The sequence below is a fragment of the Sphingomonas sp. DC1600-2 genome (assembly GCF_049897605.1).
Taxonomy (GTDB): Bacteria; Pseudomonadota; Alphaproteobacteria; order Sphingomonadales; family Sphingomonadaceae; genus Sphingomonas.
Genome location: NZ_JAFCWO010000003.1, coordinates 104,696 through 129,432 on the forward strand (window position 1 = coordinate 104,696; position 24,737 = coordinate 129,432).

At 64.4% G+C, this 24,737-nt stretch carries 24 protein-coding genes, 1 tRNA gene, 3 pseudogenes and 2 riboswitches; of the genes and pseudogenes, 12 read left to right on the top strand and 16 right to left on the bottom strand.

Annotated elements, in window-relative coordinates:
- Positions 1 to 3: 3 nt before the first annotated feature.
- From ACP7BL_RS07250 to ACP7BL_RS07260, 3 genes are read left to right on the top strand one after another with little or no spacing between them, the layout of a single operon-like run.
- Positions 4 to 837 carry a DUF692 domain-containing protein gene (locus tag ACP7BL_RS07250; RefSeq protein WP_126845460.1) on the top strand — a complete coding sequence of 278 codons (834 nt, stop codon included), beginning with the start codon at positions 4 to 6 and terminating at the stop codon, positions 835 to 837.
- Positions 830 to 1,558, top strand: coding sequence for a DNA-binding domain-containing protein (locus ACP7BL_RS07255; protein ID WP_033963548.1), 729 nt, complete (start codon positions 830 to 832; stop codon positions 1,556 to 1,558). The genes ACP7BL_RS07250 and ACP7BL_RS07255 overlap by 8 nt, the downstream gene beginning before the upstream one ends.
- 2 nt (positions 1,559 to 1,560) lie before the next feature.
- Positions 1,561 to 2,025 (top strand): DoxX family protein, encoded by a 465-nt coding sequence (locus ACP7BL_RS07260; protein ID WP_033963549.1) that lies wholly within the window; start codon positions 1,561 to 1,563, stop codon positions 2,023 to 2,025.
- Positions 2,026 to 2,243: 218 nt separating this feature from the next.
- On the opposite strand, the gene ACP7BL_RS07265 is transcribed toward ACP7BL_RS07260, so the two are convergent.
- On the bottom strand, positions 2,244 to 2,930 hold the full coding sequence (locus tag ACP7BL_RS07265) for a hypothetical protein (protein ID WP_299105965.1): 687 nt from the start codon (positions 2,928 to 2,930) through the stop codon (positions 2,244 to 2,246).
- Positions 2,931 to 3,218: 288 nt separating this feature from the next.
- On the opposite strand from ACP7BL_RS07265, the gene ACP7BL_RS07270 reads away from it, so the two are divergent.
- The gene (locus ACP7BL_RS07270) at positions 3,219 to 3,866 is read left to right on the top strand and encodes an NrsF family protein (protein WP_033963550.1); all 648 of its coding nucleotides are present in this window, start codon (positions 3,219 to 3,221) and stop codon (positions 3,864 to 3,866) included.
- Between the two features lie 293 nt (positions 3,867 to 4,159).
- On the opposite strand, the gene istB is transcribed toward ACP7BL_RS07270, so the two are convergent.
- Together istB and ACP7BL_RS07280 are read right to left on the bottom strand one after the other, a co-directional pair.
- The gene (istB, locus tag ACP7BL_RS07275; RefSeq protein WP_299106032.1) at positions 4,160 to 4,942 is read right to left on the bottom strand and encodes an IS21-like element helper ATPase IstB; all 783 of its coding nucleotides are present in this window, start codon (positions 4,940 to 4,942) and stop codon (positions 4,160 to 4,162) included.
- Positions 4,932 to 5,135, bottom strand: a pseudogene (locus tag ACP7BL_RS07280) (IS21 family transposase); the annotation flags it as partial. The pseudogene ACP7BL_RS07280 and the gene istB, both read right to left, overlap by 11 nt.
- Positions 5,136 to 5,190: 55 nt before the next feature.
- Here ACP7BL_RS07280 and ACP7BL_RS07285 point away from each other — a divergent pair.
- The 4 genes and pseudogenes from ACP7BL_RS07285 to eno all read left to right on the top strand — a co-directional run.
- A pseudogene (locus tag ACP7BL_RS07285) lies at positions 5,191 to 5,475 on the top strand (transposase); the annotation flags it as partial.
- 157 nt (positions 5,476 to 5,632) lie between these two features.
- A riboswitch (Fluoride riboswitch) is annotated at positions 5,633 to 5,695 on the top strand.
- Positions 5,696 to 5,784: 89 nt separating this feature from the next.
- Positions 5,785 to 6,183: a fluoride efflux transporter CrcB gene (gene crcB / locus ACP7BL_RS07290; RefSeq protein ID WP_299104129.1), complete on the top strand. Its 399-nt coding sequence runs from the start codon at positions 5,785 to 5,787 to the stop codon at positions 6,181 to 6,183.
- 4 nt (positions 6,184 to 6,187) lie between these two features.
- Positions 6,188 to 7,003: a universal stress protein gene (locus ACP7BL_RS07295; protein WP_299104131.1), complete on the top strand. Its 816-nt coding sequence runs from the start codon at positions 6,188 to 6,190 to the stop codon at positions 7,001 to 7,003.
- Positions 7,004 to 7,067: 64 nt separating this feature from the next.
- Complete coding sequence (gene eno, locus ACP7BL_RS07300) at positions 7,068 to 8,354, top strand: phosphopyruvate hydratase (protein ID WP_299104133.1); 1,287 nt, start codon at positions 7,068 to 7,070, stop codon at positions 8,352 to 8,354.
- Between the two features lie 121 nt (positions 8,355 to 8,475).
- Here eno and ACP7BL_RS07305 read toward each other — a convergent pair whose 3' ends face one another.
- From ACP7BL_RS07305 to ACP7BL_RS07350, 10 genes and pseudogenes are all read right to left on the bottom strand, one after another.
- Entirely contained in the window at positions 8,476 to 8,940 is a 465-nt protein-coding gene (locus tag ACP7BL_RS07305; protein ID WP_299104135.1) for a CrcB family protein, read from the bottom strand.
- A complete protein-coding gene (crcB, locus tag ACP7BL_RS07310) occupies positions 8,937 to 9,506 on the bottom strand; it encodes a fluoride efflux transporter CrcB (protein WP_299104137.1) in 570 nt (189 codons plus the stop codon). The genes ACP7BL_RS07305 and crcB (ACP7BL_RS07310) overlap by 4 nt, the downstream gene beginning before the upstream one ends.
- A gap of 81 nt (positions 9,507 to 9,587) precedes the next feature.
- Positions 9,588 to 10,013 (bottom strand): DUF190 domain-containing protein, encoded by a 426-nt coding sequence (locus ACP7BL_RS07315; RefSeq protein WP_426258235.1) that lies wholly within the window; start codon positions 10,011 to 10,013, stop codon positions 9,588 to 9,590.
- Between the two features lie 57 nt (positions 10,014 to 10,070).
- A pseudogene (locus tag ACP7BL_RS07320) lies at positions 10,071 to 11,426 on the bottom strand (voltage-gated chloride channel family protein); the annotation flags it as partial.
- A gap of 23 nt (positions 11,427 to 11,449) precedes the next feature.
- Positions 11,450 to 11,522, bottom strand: a riboswitch (Fluoride riboswitch).
- Positions 11,523 to 11,603: 81 nt separating this feature from the next.
- Positions 11,604 to 12,530, bottom strand: coding sequence for an alpha/beta hydrolase (locus ACP7BL_RS07325; RefSeq protein WP_299104141.1), 927 nt, complete (start codon positions 12,528 to 12,530; stop codon positions 11,604 to 11,606).
- A 16-nt stretch (positions 12,531 to 12,546) separates the two neighbouring features.
- A complete protein-coding gene (locus ACP7BL_RS07330; RefSeq protein ID WP_299104143.1) occupies positions 12,547 to 14,676 on the bottom strand; it encodes a TonB-dependent siderophore receptor in 2,130 nt (709 codons plus the stop codon).
- Between the two features lie 62 nt (positions 14,677 to 14,738).
- Positions 14,739 to 16,082, bottom strand: a complete 1,344-nt coding sequence (locus ACP7BL_RS07335) for a PepSY-associated TM helix domain-containing protein (protein WP_426257980.1) — start codon at positions 16,080 to 16,082, stop codon at positions 14,739 to 14,741.
- Positions 16,083 to 16,087: 5 nt separating this feature from the next.
- The gene (locus tag ACP7BL_RS07340; RefSeq protein WP_299104147.1) at positions 16,088 to 18,115 is read right to left on the bottom strand and encodes a TonB-dependent receptor family protein; all 2,028 of its coding nucleotides are present in this window, start codon (positions 18,113 to 18,115) and stop codon (positions 16,088 to 16,090) included.
- Positions 18,116 to 18,253: 138 nt separating this feature from the next.
- On the bottom strand, positions 18,254 to 18,622 hold the full coding sequence (locus ACP7BL_RS07345) for a DUF2946 family protein (protein WP_426257981.1): 369 nt from the start codon (positions 18,620 to 18,622) through the stop codon (positions 18,254 to 18,256).
- A gap of 355 nt (positions 18,623 to 18,977) precedes the next feature.
- Positions 18,978 to 19,070: transfer RNA gene (locus ACP7BL_RS07350), tRNA-Ser, on the bottom strand.
- Positions 19,071 to 19,240: 170 nt separating this feature from the next.
- On the opposite strand from ACP7BL_RS07350, the gene ACP7BL_RS07355 reads away from it, so the two are divergent.
- The 3 genes from ACP7BL_RS07355 to ACP7BL_RS07365 are packed head-to-tail and all read left to right on the top strand — an operon-like array spanning position 19,241 to position 20,663.
- Positions 19,241 to 20,089, top strand: coding sequence for an EipA family protein (locus tag ACP7BL_RS07355; protein WP_426257982.1), 849 nt, complete (start codon positions 19,241 to 19,243; stop codon positions 20,087 to 20,089).
- Positions 20,074 to 20,517: a DoxX family protein gene (locus ACP7BL_RS07360; RefSeq protein ID WP_126845466.1), complete on the top strand. Its 444-nt coding sequence runs from the start codon at positions 20,074 to 20,076 to the stop codon at positions 20,515 to 20,517. Before ACP7BL_RS07355 ends, ACP7BL_RS07360 begins: the two co-directional genes overlap by 16 nt.
- Positions 20,514 to 20,663 (top strand): hypothetical protein, encoded by a 150-nt coding sequence (locus ACP7BL_RS07365; protein ID WP_169313335.1) that lies wholly within the window; start codon positions 20,514 to 20,516, stop codon positions 20,661 to 20,663. The genes ACP7BL_RS07360 and ACP7BL_RS07365 overlap by 4 nt, the downstream gene beginning before the upstream one ends.
- Positions 20,664 to 20,733: 70 nt before the next feature.
- On the opposite strand, the gene ACP7BL_RS07370 is transcribed toward ACP7BL_RS07365, so the two are convergent.
- The 3 genes from ACP7BL_RS07370 to ACP7BL_RS07380 are packed head-to-tail and all read right to left on the bottom strand — an operon-like array spanning position 20,734 to position 23,832.
- Positions 20,734 to 21,450: an ATP-binding cassette domain-containing protein gene (locus ACP7BL_RS07370; protein WP_033963573.1), complete on the bottom strand. Its 717-nt coding sequence runs from the start codon at positions 21,448 to 21,450 to the stop codon at positions 20,734 to 20,736.
- A complete protein-coding gene (locus tag ACP7BL_RS07375) occupies positions 21,447 to 22,451 on the bottom strand; it encodes a hypothetical protein (protein WP_126845467.1) in 1,005 nt (334 codons plus the stop codon). The genes ACP7BL_RS07370 and ACP7BL_RS07375 overlap by 4 nt, the downstream gene beginning before the upstream one ends.
- A gap of 58 nt (positions 22,452 to 22,509) precedes the next feature.
- A complete protein-coding gene (locus ACP7BL_RS07380; protein WP_137902693.1) occupies positions 22,510 to 23,832 on the bottom strand; it encodes a dihydroorotase in 1,323 nt (440 codons plus the stop codon).
- 130 nt (positions 23,833 to 23,962) lie between these two features.
- Here ACP7BL_RS07380 and ACP7BL_RS07385 point away from each other — a divergent pair, with 130 nt between their 5' ends.
- Positions 23,963 to 24,673 carry a YgfZ/GcvT domain-containing protein gene (locus ACP7BL_RS07385; protein WP_426257983.1) on the top strand — a complete coding sequence of 237 codons (711 nt, stop codon included), beginning with the start codon at positions 23,963 to 23,965 and terminating at the stop codon, positions 24,671 to 24,673.
- The last annotated feature ends 64 nt before the right edge of the window (positions 24,674 to 24,737 follow it).

The following is a 24,737-nucleotide window of genomic DNA, read 5'->3' on the forward strand; positions in this document are numbered from 1 at the left end:
CCGATGATCATGACCGCAGGCCTGGGTTTCAAGCTCGAGCATCTCGATGAAGCGCTGACAGCGCGTAACCCGGGCCTGTGGTTCGAGGTCCACGCCGAAAACTACATGGTCGATGGCGGACCGCGCCTGCGAGCGCTCGTCGCGCTGGCGGAGCGCTTCGCGATCTCGCTCCACGGCGTCGGCCTCTCGCTGGCGTCGGTGGAACCGCCTGCGGAGGATCACCTCCGCAGGCTGCGGGCCCTCGCTGACCTGATCCGCCCGGCCGCCATCTCCGACCATCTCGCATGGCAAAAATGGGACGGTGTTCATCATTCGGACTTCCTGCCATTCCCGCGCACACGCCAGGCACTCGACATCACGGCGGATAACGTGGCGCGCGTGCAGGACGCGCTCGGCCGTTCGATCATGGTCGAGAACCCCTCCCTCTATATCGACCTGCCCGGACACGAACTCGACGAAGCGACCTTCCTGTCGGAGCTGGCCCAGCGCACCGGATGCGGTTTGCTGGTCGATGTGAACAACATCTTCGTCAGCGCCGCCAACCTACGGTTCTCGCCCGAGGTTCGGCTCGACGCGATCCCGGCGTCGATCATCGGCGAAGTCCATCTCGCCGGGCATCGCCCCGATCCCGACCCTGATAGCGGGTTGCTGATCGATAGCCACGATGCCCCGGTCTCCGACCCCGTCTGGCTGCTCTACCAACGCCTGATCGACCGCGTCGGGCCGCGTCCGACCCTGATCGAACGCGACGACGAAATGCCGCCCTTCCAGGATCTGATGCTGGAGCGCGACCGCGCCCACCGCCTGCTCGAGCAGAGGATGTCGATCGATGCTTGATGCCGCCGATTTCCAGCACGCCTTCGGCACGATGCTCGCCTCCCCGGATCCGTCGAACGACCCCGCGATGCGGCGCGCGCTCGCGGTCCATCGCAATACCGCAAGCAAGGCGGCACGCGACGCGCTGTTCGCCAACTACCCGGTGACGGCGGCCATGGTTGGAGAGGAAGCGTTCGCCGCGTGCGCAACCTCCTATATCGAGGCGGTACCGCCACGCGAGGCGCGTCTGTGCCTCTATGGCGACAGGTTCGGGCCCTTCGTCGACGCTTGGACCCCCTTTGCGGAAGCACCGTATCTTGGGCCCGTCGCGATGCTCGAACGCAATGTGACCGAGGCGCTGTTTGCCGCGGACCGCCCGCCGCTGGATGCGGCGGCCCTTTCCCGAGGCATCGATCCCGAGGCGCCCCTGCACTGGCACCCCGCAACGCGGATCGCGAAGGCGCTGATGCCGGCGGCGAGCCTATGGCTTGCGCACCAGCCCGACGCCCCACCCGACGCGCTCGATGCGATCGCCTGGGATCGGGAGATCATCCTCGTCACGCGCCCAAGCGATGCGGTCGAGGTCCGCGTCATCGACGGGCCGACCAGAGCTTTTCTCGCGGGCAAGACGCTCGCCGAGGCCGCTGCCAACGCGTCGAGCGAAGGCGGAGACGTCGCCTCGACATTCGCATTGCTGCTGTCCGCCGGTGCCTTCGCCGAAGATATTCCAAGGGGAGAATGAGAATGAACTACTACGCCCGCTTCTGCTCGCTGCTCGATCGGTTTCCCGGCTCGATCCTGCTGCTGGTCGCACGCTTCGGAGTCGCTGCGGTCTTCTTCATGTCGGGCCGGACCAAGGTCGATGGTATTCTGCACATCACCGACAGCACGTACTCGTTGTTCGAGACCGACTATAAGATCCCGCTGATCCCGCCGCATGTCGCTGCGCATCTGGCGACTTACCAGGAGCATCTGTTTCCGATCCTGCTGGTCCTTGGCCTGTTCAACCGGGTCGCCGCCCTGGGTCTGCTCGGCATGACCACGGTCATCGAGGTGTTCGTCTACCCGGACGCATGGCCGACCCATTTGAGCTGGGCAGGCCTCCTGCTCCCAATCATCTTCCGTGGCGGCGGCAAATTCTCGCTCGACTATCTGCTGGGCCTGGATCCGAAGCGCGAGCGCAAGGCACGGGATTATGCCGCAGACTGACCACCGGCAAAGCGCGCCGCTGCTCTCGCGGCGCGGCGCGCTTTGCTATGCTGCGTGGGGAATCTTGCACAGCAAGGTGGCGGCGGACATCTGGCACCTTGGCGCGGGGCAGCACGGCCTTGCGCTGCGGCATTTTTGCCAGCTCGCCGCCTGCGACCACACTGCGCGTAGCGGTGAACGTCAGCGGGAAGTGATCCGCTGGCGCAATCGTGAGTGGGCTACGAAACTACCGGGCGTTCCGCCTGGCAGGCGTTTTGAGGCGGCGACTGTTGAAATAGGATCGCGAGCAGCACCGCCGTGCTTGGAAAAACACCTGCGTAACCAACGATTCCGATGTTGCGGAACCGCATGTCGCCAAGGACGACGCCACTCAGCCCGGCAAGCGCCAGCGTCCCGCTGGTTGCCAGTAGCACGCGTATCGTCGTGGCGAGCCGACCGCCGCTGAAGACTGGAGCCGCCGACAGCACGGAGAGCGCGAAGAAAATGTCCCACCCAAGAATGTCGATCGCATAGGCTATCGAGGGCCATTTGAACGACAGCAACAGGGGCGACAGTTTGGAGAACGCTGCTTGGTGGCCGACAATAAGTATGACGAAGTGTAAGGCGGATGTCAGGCCCGCCAAGACGCCCGCGAAGACAAGAGCCATAAGGCTGAACACCTTGGCACCCGCGCCGGCCCATGCATGTACCGAAACCATAAGCGCGACGAATAGCGGCATCAGCAAGAGGATCTCGATCTCCAGAAAAGAGAATAGCGGGTCCGGAATCGGTTGCTGCAGCGACCGGAGCGACAAAAGGCCAGCGATCAGCGTCGCGACGTATACGGCACCAAGGAAAGCAGTCCCGCTAGCCGCCACGATCCCGACCCGACGGGCGCTCTTCGTGAATGTGAGACCTACGGTCACGCCTCAATCGCTCCCCGACGCCGATTTACACGCCCCCTTCTTGAGCGGCAAGCCGGGCTGGGATCGGTCGAGGGCCTGAATTTGGCTCTTCTCGTCGAACGACAAGACGATCGCACGGGCTGGCGGAGCGGTTTCCTGGATCAGACGCTCGCCTCTCCCGATCCGGCGGCCGGGGCGGGGCTGTTCCGTTCAATCTTCGTTCGGCGTAACCGATTGCTCCTGTGCACCGAATGTAGGGAAGACTCGCGGCGTGGAGGCCCGTCGGCCGAGTGATCGACGGAGCATTTCATGAACACCGAAGCGTTGATTGCTGAACTATCCAGCGGCTTGCAGCCGGTGCCGCGCGGGGCGACGAAAATCCTTCTCCGTAAGGGGCTCATCACCGGCGCAGTGGTCGCCGGGGTCGCGGTGCTCTTCTGGCCCAGCCTTGGGCCGCGGCCCGACATCGCGACAGCTGTCATCACCCCGTCGTTCTGGATCAAGCTGCTTTACACAGCGTCGATTGCGTCCCTGGGTTTCGTGGCGCTTGACCGGCTGAGCAGGCCCGACGCGGCGAAGCTTCACTGGTCGCGGCTGCTTTGGCCCCCGGTCGCGGCGTTGGCGGCAATCGCCGCGATGCGCTGGGCCGCGGCCCCAGCCGGCGATTCCAAGGCGTTCTGGATGGGGACGAGCTGGTGGCAGTGCCCCGCTTACGTCGCCGCGCTCGCGCTGCCTGTGTTCGTCGGGTTGATGTGGGCGATGTCGCGGCTGGCACCGACACGGCTGCGGGCGGCAGGCGCGGCGGTGGGCCTCGTCTCGGGCGGCACCGGTGCGACGATCTACGCGCTGCACTGCAGCGAAAGCTCGCCGGGGTTTGTCCTGCTCTGGTACTCGCTTGGCCTTGCCGCTGCGACGTTGCTTGGCGCGGTTGCGGGTCCCCGCCTCCTGCGATGGTGAGATCGGCGGCTCCAGCCTTGTCGCTGGCACCCCGGCCGAGCCGGACGAGGCGCATTTTTCCCTCGCCCGTGTAACCTTCAAGGTCCAGCTACCGAACTTCCCTTTGTGCCGGGTGGGTCTCCCCCGGGATCGAGCCCCGGCACAACATTGGGAGGTCAGCAGTGCCGCACGTCGAGATCGCGCCATTTCAGGGGTTCGGGCTTGGGCTGTGTTGATTGCCGCTGAGAAGTGACCCGGGGTTTTCATCGAGAAGTGACCCACCTTGCGATTATGTTTCGGATGTCATTGGTGGGTCAAGACGGGGTTTTCTCCTTCCTGGTTTTGGGGCGCTGAGCGGAGCTGATCTTAAACCGGAAGCTGTCGTTGCCGGTCTCGAGGATGTGGCAGTGATGGGTGAGCCGATCGAGGAGCGCAGTGGTCATCTTGGCGTCGCCGAACACGGTGGCCCATTCGCTGAAGCTCAGGTTGGTGGTGATGATGACGCTGGTGCGCTCGTAAAGCTTGCTCAGCAGATGGAACAGGAGCGCGCCGCCTGAAGCGCTGAACGGCAGATAACCGAGCTCGTCGAGGATCACGAGATCGGCGTATGCGAGTCTTCCGGCAATCTGGCCTGCCTTGCCCTGAGCCTTCTCCTGTTCAAGGGCGTTGACCAGTTCGACCGTGGAGAAGAAGCGTACCCGCTTTCGATGATGCTCGATAGCCTGGACGCCCAGCGCGGTGGCGATGTGGGTCTTGCCGGTGCCGGGGCCGCCGACCAACACGATATTGTCGGCCACGTCCATGAACTCGCAGCGGTGGAGCTGACGGACCAGCGCCTCATTAATCTCGCTACTGGCGAAGTCGAAGCCCGCCAGATCGCGATAGGCCGGGAACCGCGCGATCTTGAGCTGGTAGGATACCGATCGCACTTCCCGTTCGGCCGTCTCTGCCTTCAGGAGTTGGGACAGGATCGGGACGGCCGCATCGAACGCCGGCGCTCCCTGCTCCATGAGGTCGGTGACGGCCTGAGCCATGCCATGCATCTTGAGGCTGCGGAGCATGACGATGATGGCGCCGCTGGCGGGGTCATGACGCATGGCGGTTCTCCCCACGCAGGGCATCGTAGCGCTCGACATTGGCCATCGGTTCGCTGACCAGTCTCAATGCCTGTGGTGCCGTGATCGGCGGTGTCGTCAGCGGCTTACCGTCGATCAGCCGGTGCAGCAGGTTGAGGATATGCGTCTTGGTGGGCACGCCTGCTTCCAGCGCCATCGTGACCGCCATCAGGATGACTGGACTTGCTTCAGAAAAGTGGAGAGTTTTCCTGAGGTGAAAGGCAAACTCGATGACGAAGCAACGACGGTTTACAAAGGAATTCGAGGACGAGGCGGTCCGGCTGGTGGCGACCAGTGGGCGCACGCAGCGTGAGGTTGCGGAAGATCTGGGGGTCGGTTTGTCGACGCTGGTTCGGTGGATCGGTCGTCGTCGTGATCGGTTGACGGAGATGCCGGGCGAAACACCGCAGGCAGATTTGGCAGCCGAGTTGAAGCGGCTCCGCCGGGAGAATGAGATCCTTCGACAAGAACGCGACATACTGAAGCGGGCGACCGCTTTTTTCGCCCGGGAGGGAAGTCGATAAGCGAGGTTCTCAAGCCTCGACGCTACCCTCGTAGCGCCTGGTCAGACTAACGCGCTGCCTCCGAGAAGCAATATAAACCCGCCGGGCCACCCATTGGGCCGTTTCCGCGTTGTGGGCCTGGAAACTTTAGCCTAATCTCTCTGTTGTTACGTGTGATGGGGATGGAGTGCCCGCGATAACCGCCAGTGTGGCTGATGACTCCTACCGTGCGTTGAATCAACGCGGGTAGGCGGCTGTCCGTTTCTCCCGCGAAGGGAGGAAGAATATGCCGGACCACAATAGTCCGTTTCGAAGCCTTCCATGCTGACCTACATATGGATCGCTATCGGCGGCGCGATCGGCACATTGCTCCGCTTTTCGCTCAACCTGGCCCTCACGACCCGGCTTGGCGAGACGTTGCCATGGGGAACGATCGTCATCAACGCCACTGGCTCGTTCGCAATCGGGCTGTTCGCCGCGCTTTCCGAAACGGGCGGGCGGTTGCCGGTCTCTACCGACATGAGACTATTCGTTCTTGTCGGCCTGTGCGGAGGTTTCACAACCTTCTCGTCGTTCAGCCTGCAGACGCTTGCGCTGTTCCAGGCCGGCGAGCCGGGCCGCGCCATCGCGAACGTTCTCCTCTCAGTCCTTTGTTGTCTCGTCGCGGTTTGGATCGGCTTCGCCGCGCCGAACACGCTCGCGCGCCATTTCAGGAGTTGATGCCATGAAGCTTCTTGCCGTCATCGTCGGTGCCGAAAGCGCCGCTGCTTGCCTGGATGCTGCGACGCTGGCCGCACGCGCGCTTGGCGACGCTTCGGTCGAGGCGCTCAATGTCGTCGTCGATCCGGAGCACATCATCGCTGCCAGCGAGGAAATCGATTTCCAGCGCCTGCGCGAACATGACGAAGGAACGGCCCAGCAACGCGCCGACGCCGCCCAGGCTGCGTTCGTCGCCTGGAACGCCGGCGCGAGCGACGATACAACCAAGGTCGACTGGCGTTCGATCGTTGGTACCGAAGAGGAGGTGGTGGCGCAGCAAGCAGTCCATGCCGATGCCCTGATCATCATTGGCCGGGAACGCACGATGGACAGCGGCGACGCGCTCCACGCGGCGCTGTTCGCGACCGGCAAGCCGGTCCTGATCGTACCGGCGCAATGGCGGACGGGGCCGCGAACCGGGTTTGCGCACATGGTCGTGTGCCTCAGCGACAGCGACGCTGCCCGACATGCCATCACAGGTGCAGAACCCTGGCTGCGAGCGGCAGAGCGCGTGACCGCGTTGCGGATCGGCGAACAAAGCGACCCCGCCGTTTCTCTCGAGGCGATGCTGGAGGAGATCGGTATCCATCCGGAACTTCACGTCGTTCCCCGGACCCATGATAATCTGGGCGCGCAACTCGTGGCCGAGGCCAGGGCGCTCGGCGCAGACCTGCTGGTTACCGGCGCGTATCGCCACAACGAGATGGTCGAGTGGCTGCTCGGCGGCACGACACGCCATTTGCTGGCGGCGGCGGATCTGCCGCTCCTGATGGCGCATTGAGCGTGAAGGCCGAGACGCCACCGCTGTCATCCAACGCACCATTCTCAACTGACAGGATATCCTCATGACCGAGTCCACCGTAATCAAGGCGATCCGAGCCCACGAGATTCTGGATTCCCGCGGAAATCCGACGCTGACGGTCGCGGTGACCCTTGCCGGTGGAGCAGTGGCACAGGCTTCGGTGCCGTCTGGCGCGTCTACGGGCGCGCATGAGGCTGTCGAGCTGCGGGACGATGACGCCGCGCGTTATGGGGGCAAGGGCGTACGAAAGGCGATCGCCCATGTCGATGGCGAGATCGCGCGAACGGTGATCGGCATGGATGCTCGCGATCAACTCGGGATCGATGGGGCCATGATCGCGCTCGACGGCACGCCCAATAAGGGGCGGTTGGGTGGCAACGCCATATTGGGGATCTCGATGGCGGTCGCGCGCGCGGCAGCCGTCGCGTCGGGGAGGCCGCTTTATGCCTCGCTGGGCGGCGGGGGTGCCACGCTCCTGCCGATGCCGTGCATGAACGTGCTCAATGGCGGCAAACATGCCGACAGCAGCCTCGACTTCCAGGAGTTCATGCTGGTCCCGGTGGGGGCGCCGACATTTGCCGAGGCAATGCGCTATGGCGCCGAAACCTACGCCGCCTTGCGTGGCCTGCTGCGCCAACGCGGTCTCAAGACCGCAGTCGGCGACGAGGGTGGCTTTGCGCCCGACCTCGCAAGCAACGAGGCGGCGTGCGAACTCATTGTCGAGGCGATCGAGGCGGCGGGCTATCGTCCCGGCATCGATCTGGCGATCGCGCTCGATCCGGCAGCCTCATCCTTCGCCGGGGACGGCGGTTACGAACTCACGCGGTCCGGTGCCGGGCGGCTCGATCGTGCCGGACTCCTGGCACTCTATGGCCGCTGGATTGAGGCCTGGCCAATCATGTCGATCGAGGACGGGTTCGATGAGGAAGACTGGCAAGGCTTCATCGACCAGACGGCCGCTCAGGGTGCGCGCATCCAGATCGTCGGGGATGACCTGCTCGTCACCAACCCCGAGTTCATCCGGCGTGGCATCGAGCGCAAGGCGGCAAACGCCGCGCTCATAAAGCTCAACCAGATTGGTACCGTGACCGAAACCATCGAGGCGGTCAGGCTGTGCCACGCCGCCGGCTGGAAGACGATGGTGTCGCACCGCTCCGGCGAAACGGTCGATGCCTTCATTGCCGACTTCGCGGTCGCCACAAGCGCTGGGCAGATCAAGTCCGGCGCACCATGCCGCGGCGAGCGGCTGGCCAAATATAATCGCCTGATTGAAATAGAGGTCGAACTCGGCAGCCGGGCGCGATTCCGGAATCCGTTCGCGGTCGGCTGAATGCGGACGGCTCTTGGGCGGCGTTCTCCATAGCGTTTTTGCTATTATTGACGTGGGATCGGCGATGGAGGGCTGCTGGCCTGGAGATACTTTTCGTCAGGCTCGGTCGCCGCTTCCCGGATCATGATAAAGCGCGGCATTCGGCGATGACGCTGCGACGGAATGGCCGGTTTACCTTCAGCGCGATCCAATAGCCCGCCGCCGCCGCCGCCAGGGACGACAGCACCACACCGGCCACATAGGCACCACCGAGGAGCCAGTGACGATCGAGGATGAGCATGAGCGTATTCAAGCCCATGAGCGAGCGGGTTGTGTACCCTCCGCAGATTCCGCCCATGACGAACTGACGCGTGATCTCCCCCATCGGGTAACGCCCCTCCGGGGTGGTCAGCGTAGCGAAGAGCATGATCACGAAGGATCCGACGACATTGACGACCGCCGTCGCGAGAAGGTCTCCGCCGCCCCAATGCGCCATGATGATCGCACCAGACTGAAAGCGGAGGAGCGCTCCGACCGCGCTTCCGAGCGCAACTGCGGTGCAGAGCGTGATAGCGGATACCGCGCTGGATTTTGCCGCGGCCGTCATGTGAACGCCCGCACGATCGTCAGATAACCAAAAGCTACGGCCAGAAGGCATAGAACCGTCGATCCCCCCACATTGAGGAACGCCAGTCGCCGTTCATTGGCCAGCACGAGATTTAGTGTCTGCATGGAAAACGACGAAACGGTCGTGTAGCCGCCCAATATTCCAGTGATGAACAGATCCTGCGTGAGTCTGTTGTCGAAGGTACCGATGGAGGCGCGCGCCAATCCCGCGACGATGCCGATGAGCAGGGCTCCCGTCACGTTCACGGCGAGGGTGCCATAAGGAAATGCCGTCCCCCATCGCCGACCGACTGCATCGGACACGATGAAACGGGCTGCGCCGCCTATCGCGCCGCCGGTTCCCACCAACAAATATGCATCAACGCCCATACCGCACCACTCTGCCATTTTGTCGCTACCGACTTCGTCCGGCATTGGCGCCAGTGCTTGTGGTAGCTGGCCGACCTTAGAGTGTGCGATCTGCGCTTCGCTATCATGCTTTCGTGTAGGCGCGCCGAGGGCAAGGGAACCTGCAATCCGGCCCCCTTCACCGCTGTTTGCGGCCATCGCCGCAAACAGCGCCGGCAGGAGCGCCCATACGCGCCAGGGATGAGGAAGCAGCCATGGCAGCAGTGTCCTGGGGTGCGCTCAGTCAGACCCTGCCAGCAGTTCCGTAGGCGTTGCGTCCTCGCGGTCCACGCCCGCCGGGCCGATGCTCCAATGTTCGAGATGCTTGTAGACGATGACCTTGCTCGCAAGCATGTCGCCATGCTGGCGGCAGAAGGTTTCCAGCTGCTCACGCTGGCCGATCAGTTCGACGCACATCGTCAGATGCGGGTCGGCGATTTCCGCGCCATTCTCGCGCACTGGGCCATGATTGGAGAAGCCGTAATGGGTATGGTGGGCGACGGCGTTCATGATGCCGTCAGCCTTGGCTTGCGCCACCAGCGCGCGATAGAGCGGCTTTGCGGACCATAAGGTGCGCGCGGTGCCCTTCGCCGCCTTCTCGCTGGGCTTCATGTAGATCCGGATCATACCGATCTCGGTGGGCGTAACGTGGTGCGGATATGACATGGCTTCGCTTTCAAGGACGGGGGTCTGCGGAATGGGCAAAAGGTCGCCTAGAGTGCGCGGCGGCCGGTTCGAACGCGCTTCACGCAGCGTCGCATCGGGCGGCAGGAGGTCGTTCGCGGTCTTGGGAACCGCGATGCGCTGCGACAGATAGATGCCGTTATGGCCTGAGCAGACATAGGCGACGAAGCACGCCACCGCGATCGGCACCGCATGGGCCGCGCCGAACAGTTCGATGCCCATGATCGTGCAGGCAAGCGGGGTATTGGCAGCACCCGCGAACACCGCGACGAAGCCCAGCCCCGCGAACAAATCGATCGGCGCGCCGAGCAGACCGCCAAGCGCGTTACCAAGCGCGGCGCCGATGAAGAACAGCGGGGTGACTTCGCCACCCTTGAACCCGGCGCTCAGCGTAACGACGGTGAACAGCGCCTTGAGCAGCCAGCTCCAGTGATCCACCTGCGGTCCGAAGAATCCGGCGATTGTCGGCGCGTTCGGATCGGCCGACCACACCCCCAGACCCAGATAGTCTCGCGTGCCAAGCGCATAGACAAGGATGATCACCATGATCCCGCCGACCACTGGACGCAGCGGGCCATAGGGGATCAGGCGCTTGAACAGGCTTCCAAGGCTGTGGTTGGCTTCGGCAAAGGCGAGGCCCGCCAGCCCGAAGACGACTCCGGCGAGCGCAGCCTTGCCCAGCAGGAGCGGATCGACCAGCAAAGCCCCAGTCGTCCCCGCCAGATAGTCGATATGATAGGCTCCGTGGTGGATACCCCAAAGGTGGCATGTCCAGTCGCCAACAATCCCTGCAACCAGGCAGGGCACCAGTGCGGCATATTCTACCCGACCGACCGCCAGCACCTCGAGCGCGAATACAGCTCCGGCGAGAGGGGTGCCGAAGACCGCTCCGAACCCGGCGGCTATGCCCGCCATCAAGAGGACACGCACTCCAGCGTTGTCGAGGCGGAAGAGGCGTGCCACTGCGCTGGCTAGGCTGCCGCCGAGTTGGACGGCAGTCCCTTCGCGGCCCGCCGACCCACCGAACAAATGGGTAGCAACAGTACCGATGAAGATGAGCGGTGCCATCCGCAGCGGGACGCCGCCGCCTGGCTCATGGATCTGCTCGACGATCAGGTTATTGCCACCTTCGACGCTCTTTCCCATCCGATGGTAGAGCAGCCCGATCACAAAGCCGCCCAGCGGCAGGAGGAACAACAGCCAAGGATGCGCGAAACGGGTGCGCGTCGCGACATCGAGGCTCCACAGGAAGGCGGCGCAGAGCGAGCCGACGGCGATCGCCATCGGCACGAGCATCACCGTCCAGCGGGCAACTGAAATGGCATGGTCATGCCGCGCGCGCGCGAACGCCGCGACGTTGAATGTGTAAAACAGGTTCCGAAAAGTAGCGCGCACGATCCCTCCTTGTTGCCCGAGGGCGACAGGTAGGAATCATCAGCCTTGCGGCGGTTCGGCGCGAAAGCCCGGCAGAAATCCATTGCCGTTATGCTGCGTATGCGAATTGGAGGTCGATTCGTCAAGTATCAGCATCTGAATGGTGCTGGGTTGCAGTTCCCCGTCTCAAGCGCCCAGCTAGCTCGGATAGCTCGTTGTCGCCCCCATCAGACCTCGAGATCGCATCCACCAGACGAACTCGTCGAACCAGTGGTCGCTCGTTTTGCCTTTCGGCGTGAGGTCGAATCCGTGCCCGCCACGTTCATAGATGTGAAGCTCGGCCGCCACCCCTGCCTGCCGCCATGCGGCGTAGAGTAGCACGGGATCATTCGGCAGATACTCGTCATCCGCCGCGCCGGCGATGAACGCGGGAGAGGCGTCGGCGGGAACCGGCGTGCGCAGCCCGCCGTAAATAAGGCCGACGAAGTCGGGTCGCGACGCCTTGTCTCCGATCGCGAGGTCGGTGGCGAGGAACGCTCCCGCAGAGAAGCCGAGGAAGCCGACCCGGTGGGGATCGACGCCCCATTCGGATGCGCGCTGACGCACGATCGTCACGGCACGCGCGCCGTCCTCCACTGCATGCCTTTCACCCGCAAAAGGCGGCACCTTGGAGGGAGTGCCATTCTTTGCTCGGGTCATGAGGCTGTCCATCTCTCTCATATGGACTTCGGGCATCTGCATCGGATCGGCCGCGCTTCGGATCGTGCGATATTTCAGCACCAACGCGGTAACGCCATGTTGTGCCAACAGGCGCGCGACCGCGGTTCCCCCCGCGTCATACCCCAAACCGACGAAGCCGCCTCCGGGCGCGACGATCACGGCCGTGCCGTTCGCCCGTCCGGGCGCGGGCCGGAACAGTTCCAGCGTGGGCTCGCTGACATTACGGATCATGGTGTCACCCGCTTTGTTCTTCTCCCGGATTTCCGGGACGCCGAGCGACGCGATCGTACCCCCAGCATAGAGCGGAATGATCAGCCCACCGCCCGCGGACGTCTGCCCGGTCGTTGTCGCAGAAAAGAGGGCAACGGCAACGCCCAGGATCGCAATTCTGGCTAAGTGCCTCATGAGAATTTCCCCGCGTTCAAATTTTGGCTTTGAGGGTGACGAAGGCGGAGCGTGGCTGGATGGGCATCACGAGCGGATTTCCGAAATACTGATAGCTATCGAATGCCCGGCGGCCGCCGAGATTGACTGCCGAGACCTGAATCGAGAATCGACCAAGGTCATAGGCGGCCTGCGCGTCGATCACCGCATAGCCCGGCACGCTGATCGTATTGGGCAGCGTGAGTTGCCGCGCGCTGAGCGCGGTGACGCCCGCGCCGAAGGACAGGCCTTTGGCCGGACCGTTCAGCACCCGGTAGCGCGCGGCGATGCGACCACTATTCTTGGGCACGCGCGTCAGCTCACTGCCGACCGGGATCGTATTGTCCGCCGTCACCTTGGTAGCGGTATGGGCGTAGGTGGCCAGCAGCGAGAAGGCCGGTGACGGCTCCCAGACGATGTCCGCTTCTACCCCGCGCGCCCGTTGCCGGCCGGTCTGGATGTTGAACCCGAGATTGTTCGGATCTGCCGTCGCCACATTGTCGCGGATTTGGTCGAAGACCGAGATCGTTCCCGACAGGTGAGCCTTGGGCATCGCCAGCTTCAGCCCGCCCTCGACGTTGCGCGATGTCTCGGGTTTGGGAACGGCCACGCCGACGAAGCCGAACGCGGCACGAAACGCGGTCGCATAGCCTGCGAAGATCGCAACGCCGGGCGCGAGATCAAAGGTCGCGCCGATCCGGGGCGATACATGGTGGTAGGTGTCGTTGTTGGCCACGCCGATGTTGCTGTCCTCGCGGAACTTGAGGATCGTGTAGCGCAGGCCCCCGGTGAGGTGCAGCCGGCCATAAGTCGCCTGATCCTGCACGTAGAAAGCCAGCGTCCGGTAATGATCGGTCTGGAGGTAATTGACCGGAATCTGCGGCGTGTAGATTGCGTCATAGACCGGATTGGCAAGATCGATCGTCCCGCCGGGCGTGTTGCTCACGAACAGTCCCATATTGCTGGAGAACCTCGTCCAGTCATAGTCGATCCCCGCCAGCAGTGTGTGCGTTCCACCCAGCATGTCGACCTTGGCCATCAAATTGGCGTCGAGCGTGGCCTCCGTCGTGTCAGTGATCATCGTGATCGGGATGATCGGATAAACGGTCGGCGTCGCCGGATCCGGCGCGAAGAAATCCGGATCGACGAAGCTGCCATATTCGCGGATCGAGCTGTCATAGTAGCGCCCGCTGACAGTCAGCTTCAGGTCATCGGTGAAACGATGGCGCAACGTCGCCTGACCCATCCGGTTGTCGTTCGTGGTGAGCGGTTGGCCGGTCGGAGAGCCAGGAAAGGCGTTGCGATCGATCTGACCGGACAGCGCCTGCTGCGCCGGCAGGCCTGAATATTCGAGCTGGGCGCGGTGGTTGAATTGCCCCTGGAGGAGCAGGTCGGTTCGTGGGTCGATCTGGAACGAGAGGCTCGGCTGCACCGACCAGCGGCTGCCGTGGATCTGATCGATCCAGCTATGGTTGCTCTGATATTCGGCTGCGATCCTTGCTGCCACACCAGATGCCAACGGCACATTGATGTCGCCATAGGGGTTCCAGGTCGAGAAGCTGCCGCCGCGCATCGCGAGATATCCGCCGAGCTTGTCGTTCGGCCGTTCGGATTCGATATTGATGATGCCGCCGAGCGGCGTGCCGAGCCCGCCTCCATAGAGCGTGGCGCTTGGTCCCTTGAGCACGTCGATCCGCTCGACACCTACGAGACTGGTAGGATCGAACGCCTGCTGATTGCCGGCGTAAATCTGCAGGCCGTCCAGATAGACCTCGGCGGGAAAGCCCCGCACTAGCGGCGGGATGAGCAACTGCTCTTCCGACCGCGTCGGCACCACGCCGGAGACGTTCACCAGCGCATCGCCGAGTGTGCGACGATCCTGCTCCTGAATCAGCGTGCGCGTCAGCACCTGCACGGACTGAGGGACTTGAATCAGCGGCGTGTCGGTTCGGGTCGCCGCGCCGGAATCTGGAGCGGCATATCCTTCGCGCTTGCCGGTCACGACGATATCGTTGGACCAGCTAGGTTTGGTCTCGCTCCCCGCTGTCTGCGCATGCGCGGCGGCGGGGATGCATAGCGCTGTAATCAGGGCGAGCGGCGCCGCGCCCAAGAGACGATTGGTTTTCATGATAATCCTGTTCGATGGAGTAGCGGCGTCAACGGCGACGCTGGAATGGGTCAGCGCAGGCATCACGAACGACTGCCCTGCGCGCAGGAGGTGCGGGGCGTGGCGGCGAACCGACGGACAAGGCCGTCGACGACCAGCAATGCGATGAGCGAGGCGCCGAACAGCGGCAGTAGCACTGCAAGGACGACAAGGATCGCGATCAGCCAGCCCTTGCGTGCCCCGGCGATCGCCGGAGGCGCGCCAAGCCGCCCTTGTGGCCGCCGTTTCAGCCACATCAGGATGCCAAGGATGCTGACGGTGATCAGCGCGAGCGCGGTAAGGACGCCGATGAGCTGGTTGACCCAGCCGAACAGCTGACCCTCGTGCCAGGCCACCCCGGTGTTCACGATGCGATCGACGATATGCTGATCGCCGAAGCCGCGTCGGCCCGTTTCGGCGCCGCTGACGGGATCGTAAGTGACTTGCCGGTCGAGCCAGCGGTTCTGCGCCTCGGACTTTGCCGTCCAGACATTGCCGGTCGGTGGACCGAACCGCTGAACCGCATGAGGCGGCAGCACCGAGGCTGGAAACGCAAGGCGCTCCGCTTCCGCCTTCCGGACGAACGTCGACAAGCGCAGTCCGCCAAGTGGCGCCGGCGCCGCCATGGGCATCGCCATCGCGCCATGAGCATGGCCGGCATGGCCGCCGTCGGCGCCGATCTTCCAATCTTGCGGTCCTTTGACGAGGCCGAGTTCGGTCCGCGCCCATTTGAATGCGCCGCCCCAGGCGCCGGCCCAGGGCAGGCCACTGGCCAGCATGACAAGGAGCAGCCCGGCGATCCAGAAGCCGGTGACGCGGTGAATGTCCCTGAGCAGCGGGCGCCCCCGCAGCGAAAGGCGCGGCCACAAGGTGCCCGCGAGCCGAAACGGGCGCGGCCACCACAGGAATAGGCCAGTCAGGATCATCACGATCGTCCAACTCGCCGCCAACTCGACAAGCCGGTCGCCCCATGCCCCGATCAGGAGCGAGCCGTGAATGCGCGAGACCGTCGCGGAGATTCGCGCCTCGGGATCGAGCGTCCCGATCACCTTACCCTGCGGCGACACGAACACATCGCGCTTGGTGCCATTGGGCAGCAGCAACTCTACCGCTGCGGCATCGCCCGAATCCTCTGGAAGCCGATAGCTGTTGAAACGAAGGCCAGGGTTGGTCTTGAGCACGGCCGCGAGCTGGGCGTCGGGCGACACCGCGCCTTCGGTTCCGAGCCCGCGCCAGGCGCGCTCCTCCCAGCGGTCAATCTGCGGCTTGAACAGATAGATCGAGCCGGTGACCGACAGGATCAGGACGAACGGCAGCACGAACAGGCCGGCGTAGAAATGCCATCGCCAGATCGTGCGGTAGAGGGCTGCGCCTTCGGGATCGGCCATGCCCATCACCATTTGAACCGGATGCCGCCATAGACGGCGCGTCCGGTCCCCGGATTGAACAACTCGGATGATGCGGTCGCGGTGCCGGCGACCGCCACCGTCGAGATATAGACCTTGTCGGTGAGGTTGCGCCCCTCGACATAGAGCGACCAGTGATCGCCGATGTCGAAACCCGCCTTGAGGTTCAGTAGCGCATAGGGATCGACGCTCAGCGTGTTGGCATTGTCCGCGAAATAATGTCCTGGCGCCCATTCGACGTTGGGGCCGGCATAGAAGCCGCCCGGATGCTTGTAGAGCAGTTCGGCGCGCAGGAAATGCTTGGGCACGCCAGGCAGCTCGTTGTGCCCGTAGGTCGGATCGCCGTCGAAGAAGAAATCGCTATAAGTATAAGCGGCGGTCAGGACGAGGCTATCGCCCGCCGTGAGGGCCGAGACGGGCAGTGTGGCATTGAGGCCGGCTTCGATCCCTTGGTGAACCGTGCGGCCGGCGTTGATGATGCTGCACGAACTGTACGGCCCCGTCGTCAGGCACTGCAACTCGTCGCGGATTTCCGAGCGATAGAGTGAGACGTCCCAGCCGATCGCACCGCTTTTGCCTCGCGTGCCGAGCTCGTAAGTGGTCGCGCGCTGCGCGCGCAAGTTGGGTGTGGTGATGACATTGGCATCATAACTCGGCGCCTCGGCGCTGCGCGAAACATTGGCGTAGAGTTGGGCGCCCGGCGTGACATCCCACAGCACGCCGAAGCGAGGACTCCAGAGATCATAGACTCTACGGTCGGACTGGTCGCCGTCAGTGAGGAAACGGTCGCTCCGGTCACGGCTCGCGTGGAGGTAAGACAGCCCGGCGATCAGCGAGACATTCGGAGCGACGTAGAGCGAGTCCTCACCGTAAGCCGAGACATTCTTCGGGGTGTCGACCATCGACGCAGTCGGCGCACCCTTGGTCGCTGCGATATTGACATACTGACGGGTGTCGATCGTGCCGTTCTGGATGTTGGCGCCGATGATCAGCCGATTGCGGAGGCCACCCAGCGAACGGTCATCGACGGCGCGCACGAACCCACCGTAATCGTCGACCGTGAAGTCGAGATACTGGTAGATCGGGTGATCGACATGGCGATGGTTGTAGAAGACGCCCACGTCCACGGTGGTGTCGCCGAGCCGGATCGTCGTCTTGTTCGCGACCCGGATCGAGTCGACGTTGCGCTGCTGGTCCTGCGCGACCCAGACCGGATTAGCCGAGCGCGGCGATCCCAACGCCTGCGCCTTGGTGACCTCGCCAGGGATGTGCTGGTTGGTGGTCGCGCCATAGACGTAGAAGCGCGTCTCGACGTCCGGTGAGATGCGATAGCCGATGTTGAGATTGCCGCGGATCGCATCACCATTGCTGTGGTCGCGATATCCATCGATCCGCTGGGCCGAAAAGGTCGCGAAATAATCGAGGTCTCCCGAGACCCCGCCGGTGCTCGCCTGGCCTTTGACATAGCCGAAGCTGCCCGCATCGATCCGCGCGTCGAGCGGAGAAGCATCACGGCCCGTTGGAGTCACAAGGTTGATCGCGCCTCCAAGGGCGTTCGATCCGTACCGCAGGGCGTTGGCGCCCTTATACACCTCCACATAGCGATAGGCGCTGGGATCGATCTCGAAGAAGTCGAGCAGGCCGTCCGAAGTGTTGAGCGGAATGCCGTCGATCAGCATGGTGAGGCCGCGATTGCCATAGGCGCGCGAGAGGCCGGACCCACGGATCGAGACGCGCGCATCGTCGCCCATGCGAGGCTGAACGATCACGCCCGGGACATATTGCAGGATGTCCTTGATGTTCTGGACCGGCGTGTTCTTGAACACGGTGTCGGGAACCACCTCGACCGCGCCCGCCGTCCGATCGATTGCAGTGACGGCTTGCTGCGTGTCGGGCGTCGCGGTGACGATGATGTCGCTCGAGCGCGACGGATCTCCCTCGGCGGGAGTGCGATCTTGCGCAAATGCGGGCGCGGCGAGCAGGCTCGCTGCCAGCGCTAGAAACGAAGTCTTCATCGGAGATTGCATCTTTCAGGGGCCGTGCGTCGGCGCCGAAGTCGCGCCGCGCGGTCTCAAGACAAGCGCATGCACACGAAGCGCCGACGCCCGCGCAAGAGCGCGGACTGCCAGCGGCCGGTCATGCGACGGATTATGTCAGAGAGTGGCGGGAGGGCCCCTGAGCGGCGGTCTAAGATGAGGTCGCTTTCGAACGGCAGTCGGCACCATCGGGCGCAACGCGAGCGCCATGACGAACAGGATCGCGAGCGCGAGCAAAACGGGATCGGCCGCAGCCAGTGAGGGCGCAGACAAGCCGGAAAAAGCACATGGCTGTTCGGATTTGCCGTGCTGGCTTTCGCCGGGCTTGCCATGCTCAAGACCGGGAACAGTCATCACCATCGTCATAGGGCCGGTGCCCGAGCAGATGCTGATGACGATCTGGCCATGGTCCAAGGTCGGCATGAAGCCGGAAGGCACGAGAACCTTCATCATCATCGCCAGCGCAAGCAGCGCGCTGGCAAGCACGCGGTTGTTCAAGGCTAGGCGACGAAGAAGATGCACGCGCCGCGTGTAAGTGGCAGGCGACACATTGTCATGCGAGATCTGCGGTGACGGTCACTTGCGCTTTGAATACGGCGGACACAGGGCAGAACGCTCGCTGTCCGCCAGCGACGCGCGGTCATGCGGAGCCGTTTGTTCGCCCGCCTGACGACTGCCCGCCGCAAAGGATCTTCAACCGTTCATCGTTTTGCGACAACATTTCGTCGTAGTCCGTTCACGGCTGGTCGCAGCGGTTCGCAAAAATCCGCTTCAGAAACCCGGACGGAGACCCGGACGCAAAACCCAAAACCAGAAAAAATCCAATGATTTCAACAGGTTTTGGCGGAGACGGAGGGATTCGAACCCTCGGTACCAGTAAACCCGGTACGGCGGTTTAGCAAACCGCTGGTTTCAGCCACTCACCCACGTCTCCGGATCACGGCGAAGGCGGGCTATAGCCGCGCATGCGCTGCGGATCAACAGCGCGTTCGCATGTTACCTGGCCTAAAATCGACTCGGTTGGTCGCGCTCAACCGCGCGGTTCATTGTCGCGACAGGCACGATGGCGTTACGGGGGCGGATTGAGGCGTGGGGAGAAGAACGATGCGAACAGGATGGCACAGCGTCCCGAGAAGCGGGGCCGCTTTGGTGTTGGCGCTTGCTACCGCCTCCGCCCCGGTGGCGGGGCAGGTGCGCACGATCGACCCCAATCGGGCGATCGATTCCGATCTGCGCGGCCAGAACGCTCCCGCGCCCGCACAGCCGCAATATCCCGCCGCCACGCCGACCACACCCGATAGCCAACGCTACCCCGATGCCCCGCGCTATCCGGACGCCCCGCAGTCGAGCGTGCCGCTCTCGGGCCCGACCCCGACGGCAGCGCCCCCAGGCGGACAAAATGGCACCGTGCGCGATGAGCGGGCGCAGGCGGCCGCGCGCGACGGGGCCGATGCCGAATCTGCCGCGAGCCAGACCTTCCAGAAGCAGGAGTTGCTCAACGCCGCCGAGGGCACCTTCGGCAAGGGTGCGGCCGGCCTCGCCGGGATCCTGGAACGCACGCTGAAGGAACAGGGGCAGCCCAATGCCTATATCGCCGGGCGCGAAGCGTCGGGCGCGGTGGTGGTCGGCCTGCGCTATGGCAAGGGCACGATGTTCCACAAGGTCGAGGGGCAGCAGCCGGTTTATTGGACCGGGCCGTCGGTCGGCTTCGATCTCGGCGGCGATGCCAATAAGGTGTTCGTATTGGTCTACAACCTCTACGATTCGGAAGACCTGTACAAGCGCTTCCCGGCGGGCGAGGGGCGCGTCTATTTCGTCGGTGGCTTCGCCGCGACCTATTTGCGGCGCGGCAATATCGTGTTGATCCCGATCCGGCTGGGCGTCGGTTGGCGGCAGGGCGTGAACCTTGGCTATATGAAGTTCAGCCATACATCGAAGTGGTTCCCCTTCTGAGCCAGCGACCCGCCAGCGCCGCGCCGCGCACTCGAGCGGTGCTCCGCGCGGTGCTGGCTGCGGCCTATCTCGCGGCGGGGGTATTGCACGTCGCGGTGCCGGGGCCGTTTCTGTCGATAACCCCCGGCTTCGTGCCCTTTCCCAAGGCGGTGATCCTCGTCACCGGGCTGTGCGAGATCGCCGGGGCGGTGGGGCTGTATCTGCCGCGCTGGCGGTGGTGGGCGGGGGTGATGCTGGCGCTGTATGCGGTGTGCGTCTATCCCGCCAATGTGAAACATGCGGTGGATTATATCGAACACGGCACGGGCGGATTGAGCCTGTGGTACCATGTCCCGCGTTTGCTGTTTCAGCCGGTGATCGTGTGGTGGGCGCTGTTCGCCGGCGGCGTGATCGACTGGCCTTTTCACCGGCGGAGCAGCTTCCGATGAGCGATATCGACGACACCATCATCGACACCCCCGACGGCCCGATGACCTGGGCCGCGTGGAAGAAGAAGAACCCGGTGCAGATCCCCTCGCGCCGCACCAAGGGCAAGGATTTGCCGGTGAAAGTGAAGCGCTTCACCGAGAAGTGAGCGTTCGCGCTGCGGCGGGTAAGGTTAGGGGACGGATAGCAATAGCGGCCGGACCGGCGCCTAGACACGTTCAGGAGCGCAGGAGGTCAATCGTCTGTCGCTCGAAAGCCTGCGGGTCTTGCGCCGCCGTGTGAAGCGCGTGTTCGTCCAGCGCCAAAGCAACTTCGCCGTTCGCAAGGACGAGCCCGGCATCGCAGGCTGCGGCGAGCGTGCCGAGATCGTGGAGGGCCGTGATCAGCGTCAGCCCATCATCAACCATGCTGCGCAAGACCTCCCGCACATCAAAGATCGCCACGGGGTCGAGCCAGTTGAACGGCTCATCCAGAATGACGCGCGGGTGACCGCCCGCAAAGGCGCAGGCGATCGCGACCCGCTGCCGCATCCCGGCCGAGCAATCGCCGATCCAACGGTCCAGCAGTGGGGCGAGCGCCAAGGCGAGGGACAACCGCCCCAAACGGGGGCGGACATCATCGTAGCTGCCGCCGACCAGTTCGAGAACGTCGCGGACACGCACGCTATCCGGCAGCGTATGGGCGGGCGGACAAAAGCCGAAGCGCAGCGCGCGTCCGGCGCGATCCGAGGCTAGGTCCTGGCCATCGACCAGACACGATCCGGCCGCGAACGGCAGCCTGCCCGCAAGCGCGCGTAGCAAGCTGGTCTTGCCCGATCCGTTGGCACCGATGAGGCCGAACCACGATCCGCGCGCGACCCTCAGATCGACGTCCTGCACGACGCGCTGCCCGCTCCGCTCAACCGCCGCCCCGGCAAGGTGGATCGCGGGGCTCATGCCAGCAGCCACGTCTTCGTGCGGGCCCGGTGTTGCAACTGCCACAGGATCGCGACGGCGAGAAACGGCAAAGCGATCGGCAGGAAATAGGCTAGAAACAGGAGCAGCCCCGCGAAGATGGAGACGATGAGATCGGCGAACCGCTTCCCGTGCAGGCAATAAGCGAGGACGCGCAGTGCCAAAAGCAGCAGCACCGCGCCCGAGACCGCCGTGACGACGGCTGCGGCAACCGACCCCGCGATCAGCCAGCATCCCGGCACCGCGAGCGCGAGGAAGTACGCCATGCTCTTCCCATGATAGCCGACGATGCGCCATGGCCCATAGCCGGTGGTCGCCATGAAGCGAACGACGTCGGAATCGACGCTGGTGAGTGCTAGTGTGAGCAGCGTGGTCTCGATGCCGAGGATCGCGATCAGCGTATTCGGCGTAAGCGATCGCTCCAATAGGAGCACCACGAGCAGCGTCGAGGCGACAAGGGCACCCGCTTGCCCATGGCGCAACCATGCCCGGATTACCCGTGCCGACCCGACTCTGTCGGCCAACCTCTTTGGCACGGTGACGCCGCTCATGAGCGCGGCCAAGAGCGTTCCAGCCAAATAGCTCGCACAGCCGACGATCAGCAGCGAGGGTGCGACGACCAGCAGGACTGTGGCCAGCAGGGCGAGCGCGATGCCATGCCAAGCGGCGATATACCGTCTGCGGGTTGCTGGGCGCAGCGCGTCGACTGCGAGCAACCCGTCAAAGCCGTGGAACGCCAGACGTTTCGCGACAAGACGTTCAGCGCTGGTGCCGAGGAGGAGACCGGCACCGACTGCCGACCACGCCGCGATCGTCCAAGGCCGCTCCGCCAGCCACGATTTGATCATCGCTAATGTGATGATCAGCACGGCCACAGCGACAAGGCGGTCGTTCCATCCTGCAAACGCGGCGCGTATCGTGTTGATCGCAATGCGCCCGTCATGGCGGAACAGCCGGTTACGGTCGCTGTCGGGGGAGATCATGGCGGCAGACTAGCCTGTCAGCCCATATCTGCAATTGGGATCGTCCAACCAAGCCCCCTCACCCAAACTCCACCGCCTCGAACCGGATCGGCTCCCCAACCGCTGCGCCAGCCAGCGCGCCGTCCCACATCACGCGGTGGCCGCGGACGATGGTGCCGATCGGGCGGCCGGTCAGCTCCATGCCGGTGAAGGGCGACCAGCCGCAGCGCGAGGCGAGCCAGTCTTCGGTGATCGTCCAGCGTGCCTTCAAGTCGACCACGGAGAAATCGGCGTCATAGCCGACCGCGATGCGGCCCTTGCCGACGATGCCGAAGACGCGTTGCGGCCCGGCGCTGGTGAGGTCGATCACGCGCGCCAGCGTGGTGCGCCCCTCTGCCACATGGTTGAGCATCAGTGGCAGCAGCGTCTGCACGCCGGGCATGCCGCTGGGCGAGCCGGGATAGGGCTTGGCCTTTTCCTCCAGCGTATGCGGCGCATGGTCGGAGCCGAGGATGTCGGCAACGCCCTGATCGACCCAATGCCACAGCCCGTCGCGATGCGCGCCCGAGCGGATTGGCGGGTTCATCTGCGCCAGCGTGCCGAGCCGGGGATAGGCTTCCTCGCCCGCCAGCGTGAGGTGCTGCGGGGTCACCTCGCAGGTCACGATGTCCTTGTGCGCGCTGAGGAATTCCAGCTCGGCGGGGGTGGTGATGTGCAGCACATGGATGCGCCGCCGCGCTGCGCGGGCGAGCGCGACGATGCGCTTGGTGGCGAGCAGCGCGCTTTCATCGTCGCGCCACACCGGATGCGAGGACGGGTCGCCGGGGACGCGCTCGTCGGCGCGGGCGTTCATGCGGTCCTCATCCTCGGCATGGATGGCGACGCGGCGATGGCCCGAGGCGAGCACGGCGGCGAGCGAGGCGTCTTCCGACACCAGCAGATCGCCGGTCGAGGCGCCCATGAAGATTTTCACGCCCGCAGTCCCGGGCATCCGCTCCAGCTCGGCGAGATCGGCGGCATTGTGGTTGGTCGCGCCGACATAGAAAGCATGGTCGCACCACATGCGATGATGCGCGCGGGCGAGCTTGTCGGCGATCGCTTCGGCCGAATCGGTATTGGGCTTGGTGTTGGGCATTTCGAACACGGCCGTCACCCCGCCGAGTACCGCCGCGCGCGCGCCGGATTCCAGGTCTTCCTTGTGGACGAGGCCGGGTTCGCGGAAATGGACTTGCGTGTCGATGACGCCGGGCAGGATGTCGAGCCCGGTGCAGTCGATCGTCTCGCCCGCATCGCCGGCCGCGCCGATCGCGGCGATTTTCCCTGCGATCACGCCGACGCTGGTCTGCACCGGACCCGCGGGCAAATGGACGGTGCCGTTCTTCAGGAGGAGATCGAAAGTCACTGCACGCACTCCGTTCGGGCGGAATCTGTCGAAGCCCTGACCTTGATCCCCGCCCGTCGGGGATAGGCAGCCGGGCGGCACGCGCGCGGCGATGGGTGACAAAGAGTCGCGGGCTTCCTACCTGTTAGCCATGCCAGAAACCACCCTGACCGACCGAGCGCTCCTTCGTATCGCGGGCGATGACCCGCGCGGCTTCCTGCAGGGGCTTGTTACGCACGACATGGCGAGCGTGGTGCCGGGCGCGCCGCAATGGGGTGGGCTGCTGACGCCACAGGGCAAGGCGCTGTTCGATTTCATGCTGTGGGCCGAGGGCGAGGCGATCCTGGTCGATTGTGAAGCGAGCGCGGCCGAGGCGTTGGTGCGGCGCTTGTCGATGTACCGGTTGCGGCGCGCGATCACGATCGAGCGCACGGGCGGCGCGGTGCATTGGGCGCGTGAGGGCGAGCAGGGCGTGCCCGATCCGCGCCTGCCCGCGCTCGGGCGGCGCTGGATCGGCGATGCGGGGGCGGCGGCCGAGGGCTGGCTGGCGCACCGGCTGTCGCTGGGCGTGACCGAGGGGCAAGCCGAACTGGGCAGCGACCAGACGCTGTGGCTGGAATGCAATGCGCGCGAGCTGAACGGGGTGAGCTTCACCAAGGGCTGTTATGTCGGCCAGGAAAATACCGCGCGGATGCACCATCGCAGCAAGGTCAACCGGCGGCTGGTGGTGGCGCCGCTCGGCGAAGCGGGGGACCGCACGCGGGTGACGTATCCTGAATTGGGCCTGATGGTGGAATTGCGCCGGGTGGAGGCGCTGGGGGATGCGCTGGTGCCCGACTGGATGGCGGCGGCGCTGGCGTAGACACGAGTGTTCGCACTCGCGTGTTGCGTGTGCGAGCGGATTGTGGCCATGTCGGACGGGAGAT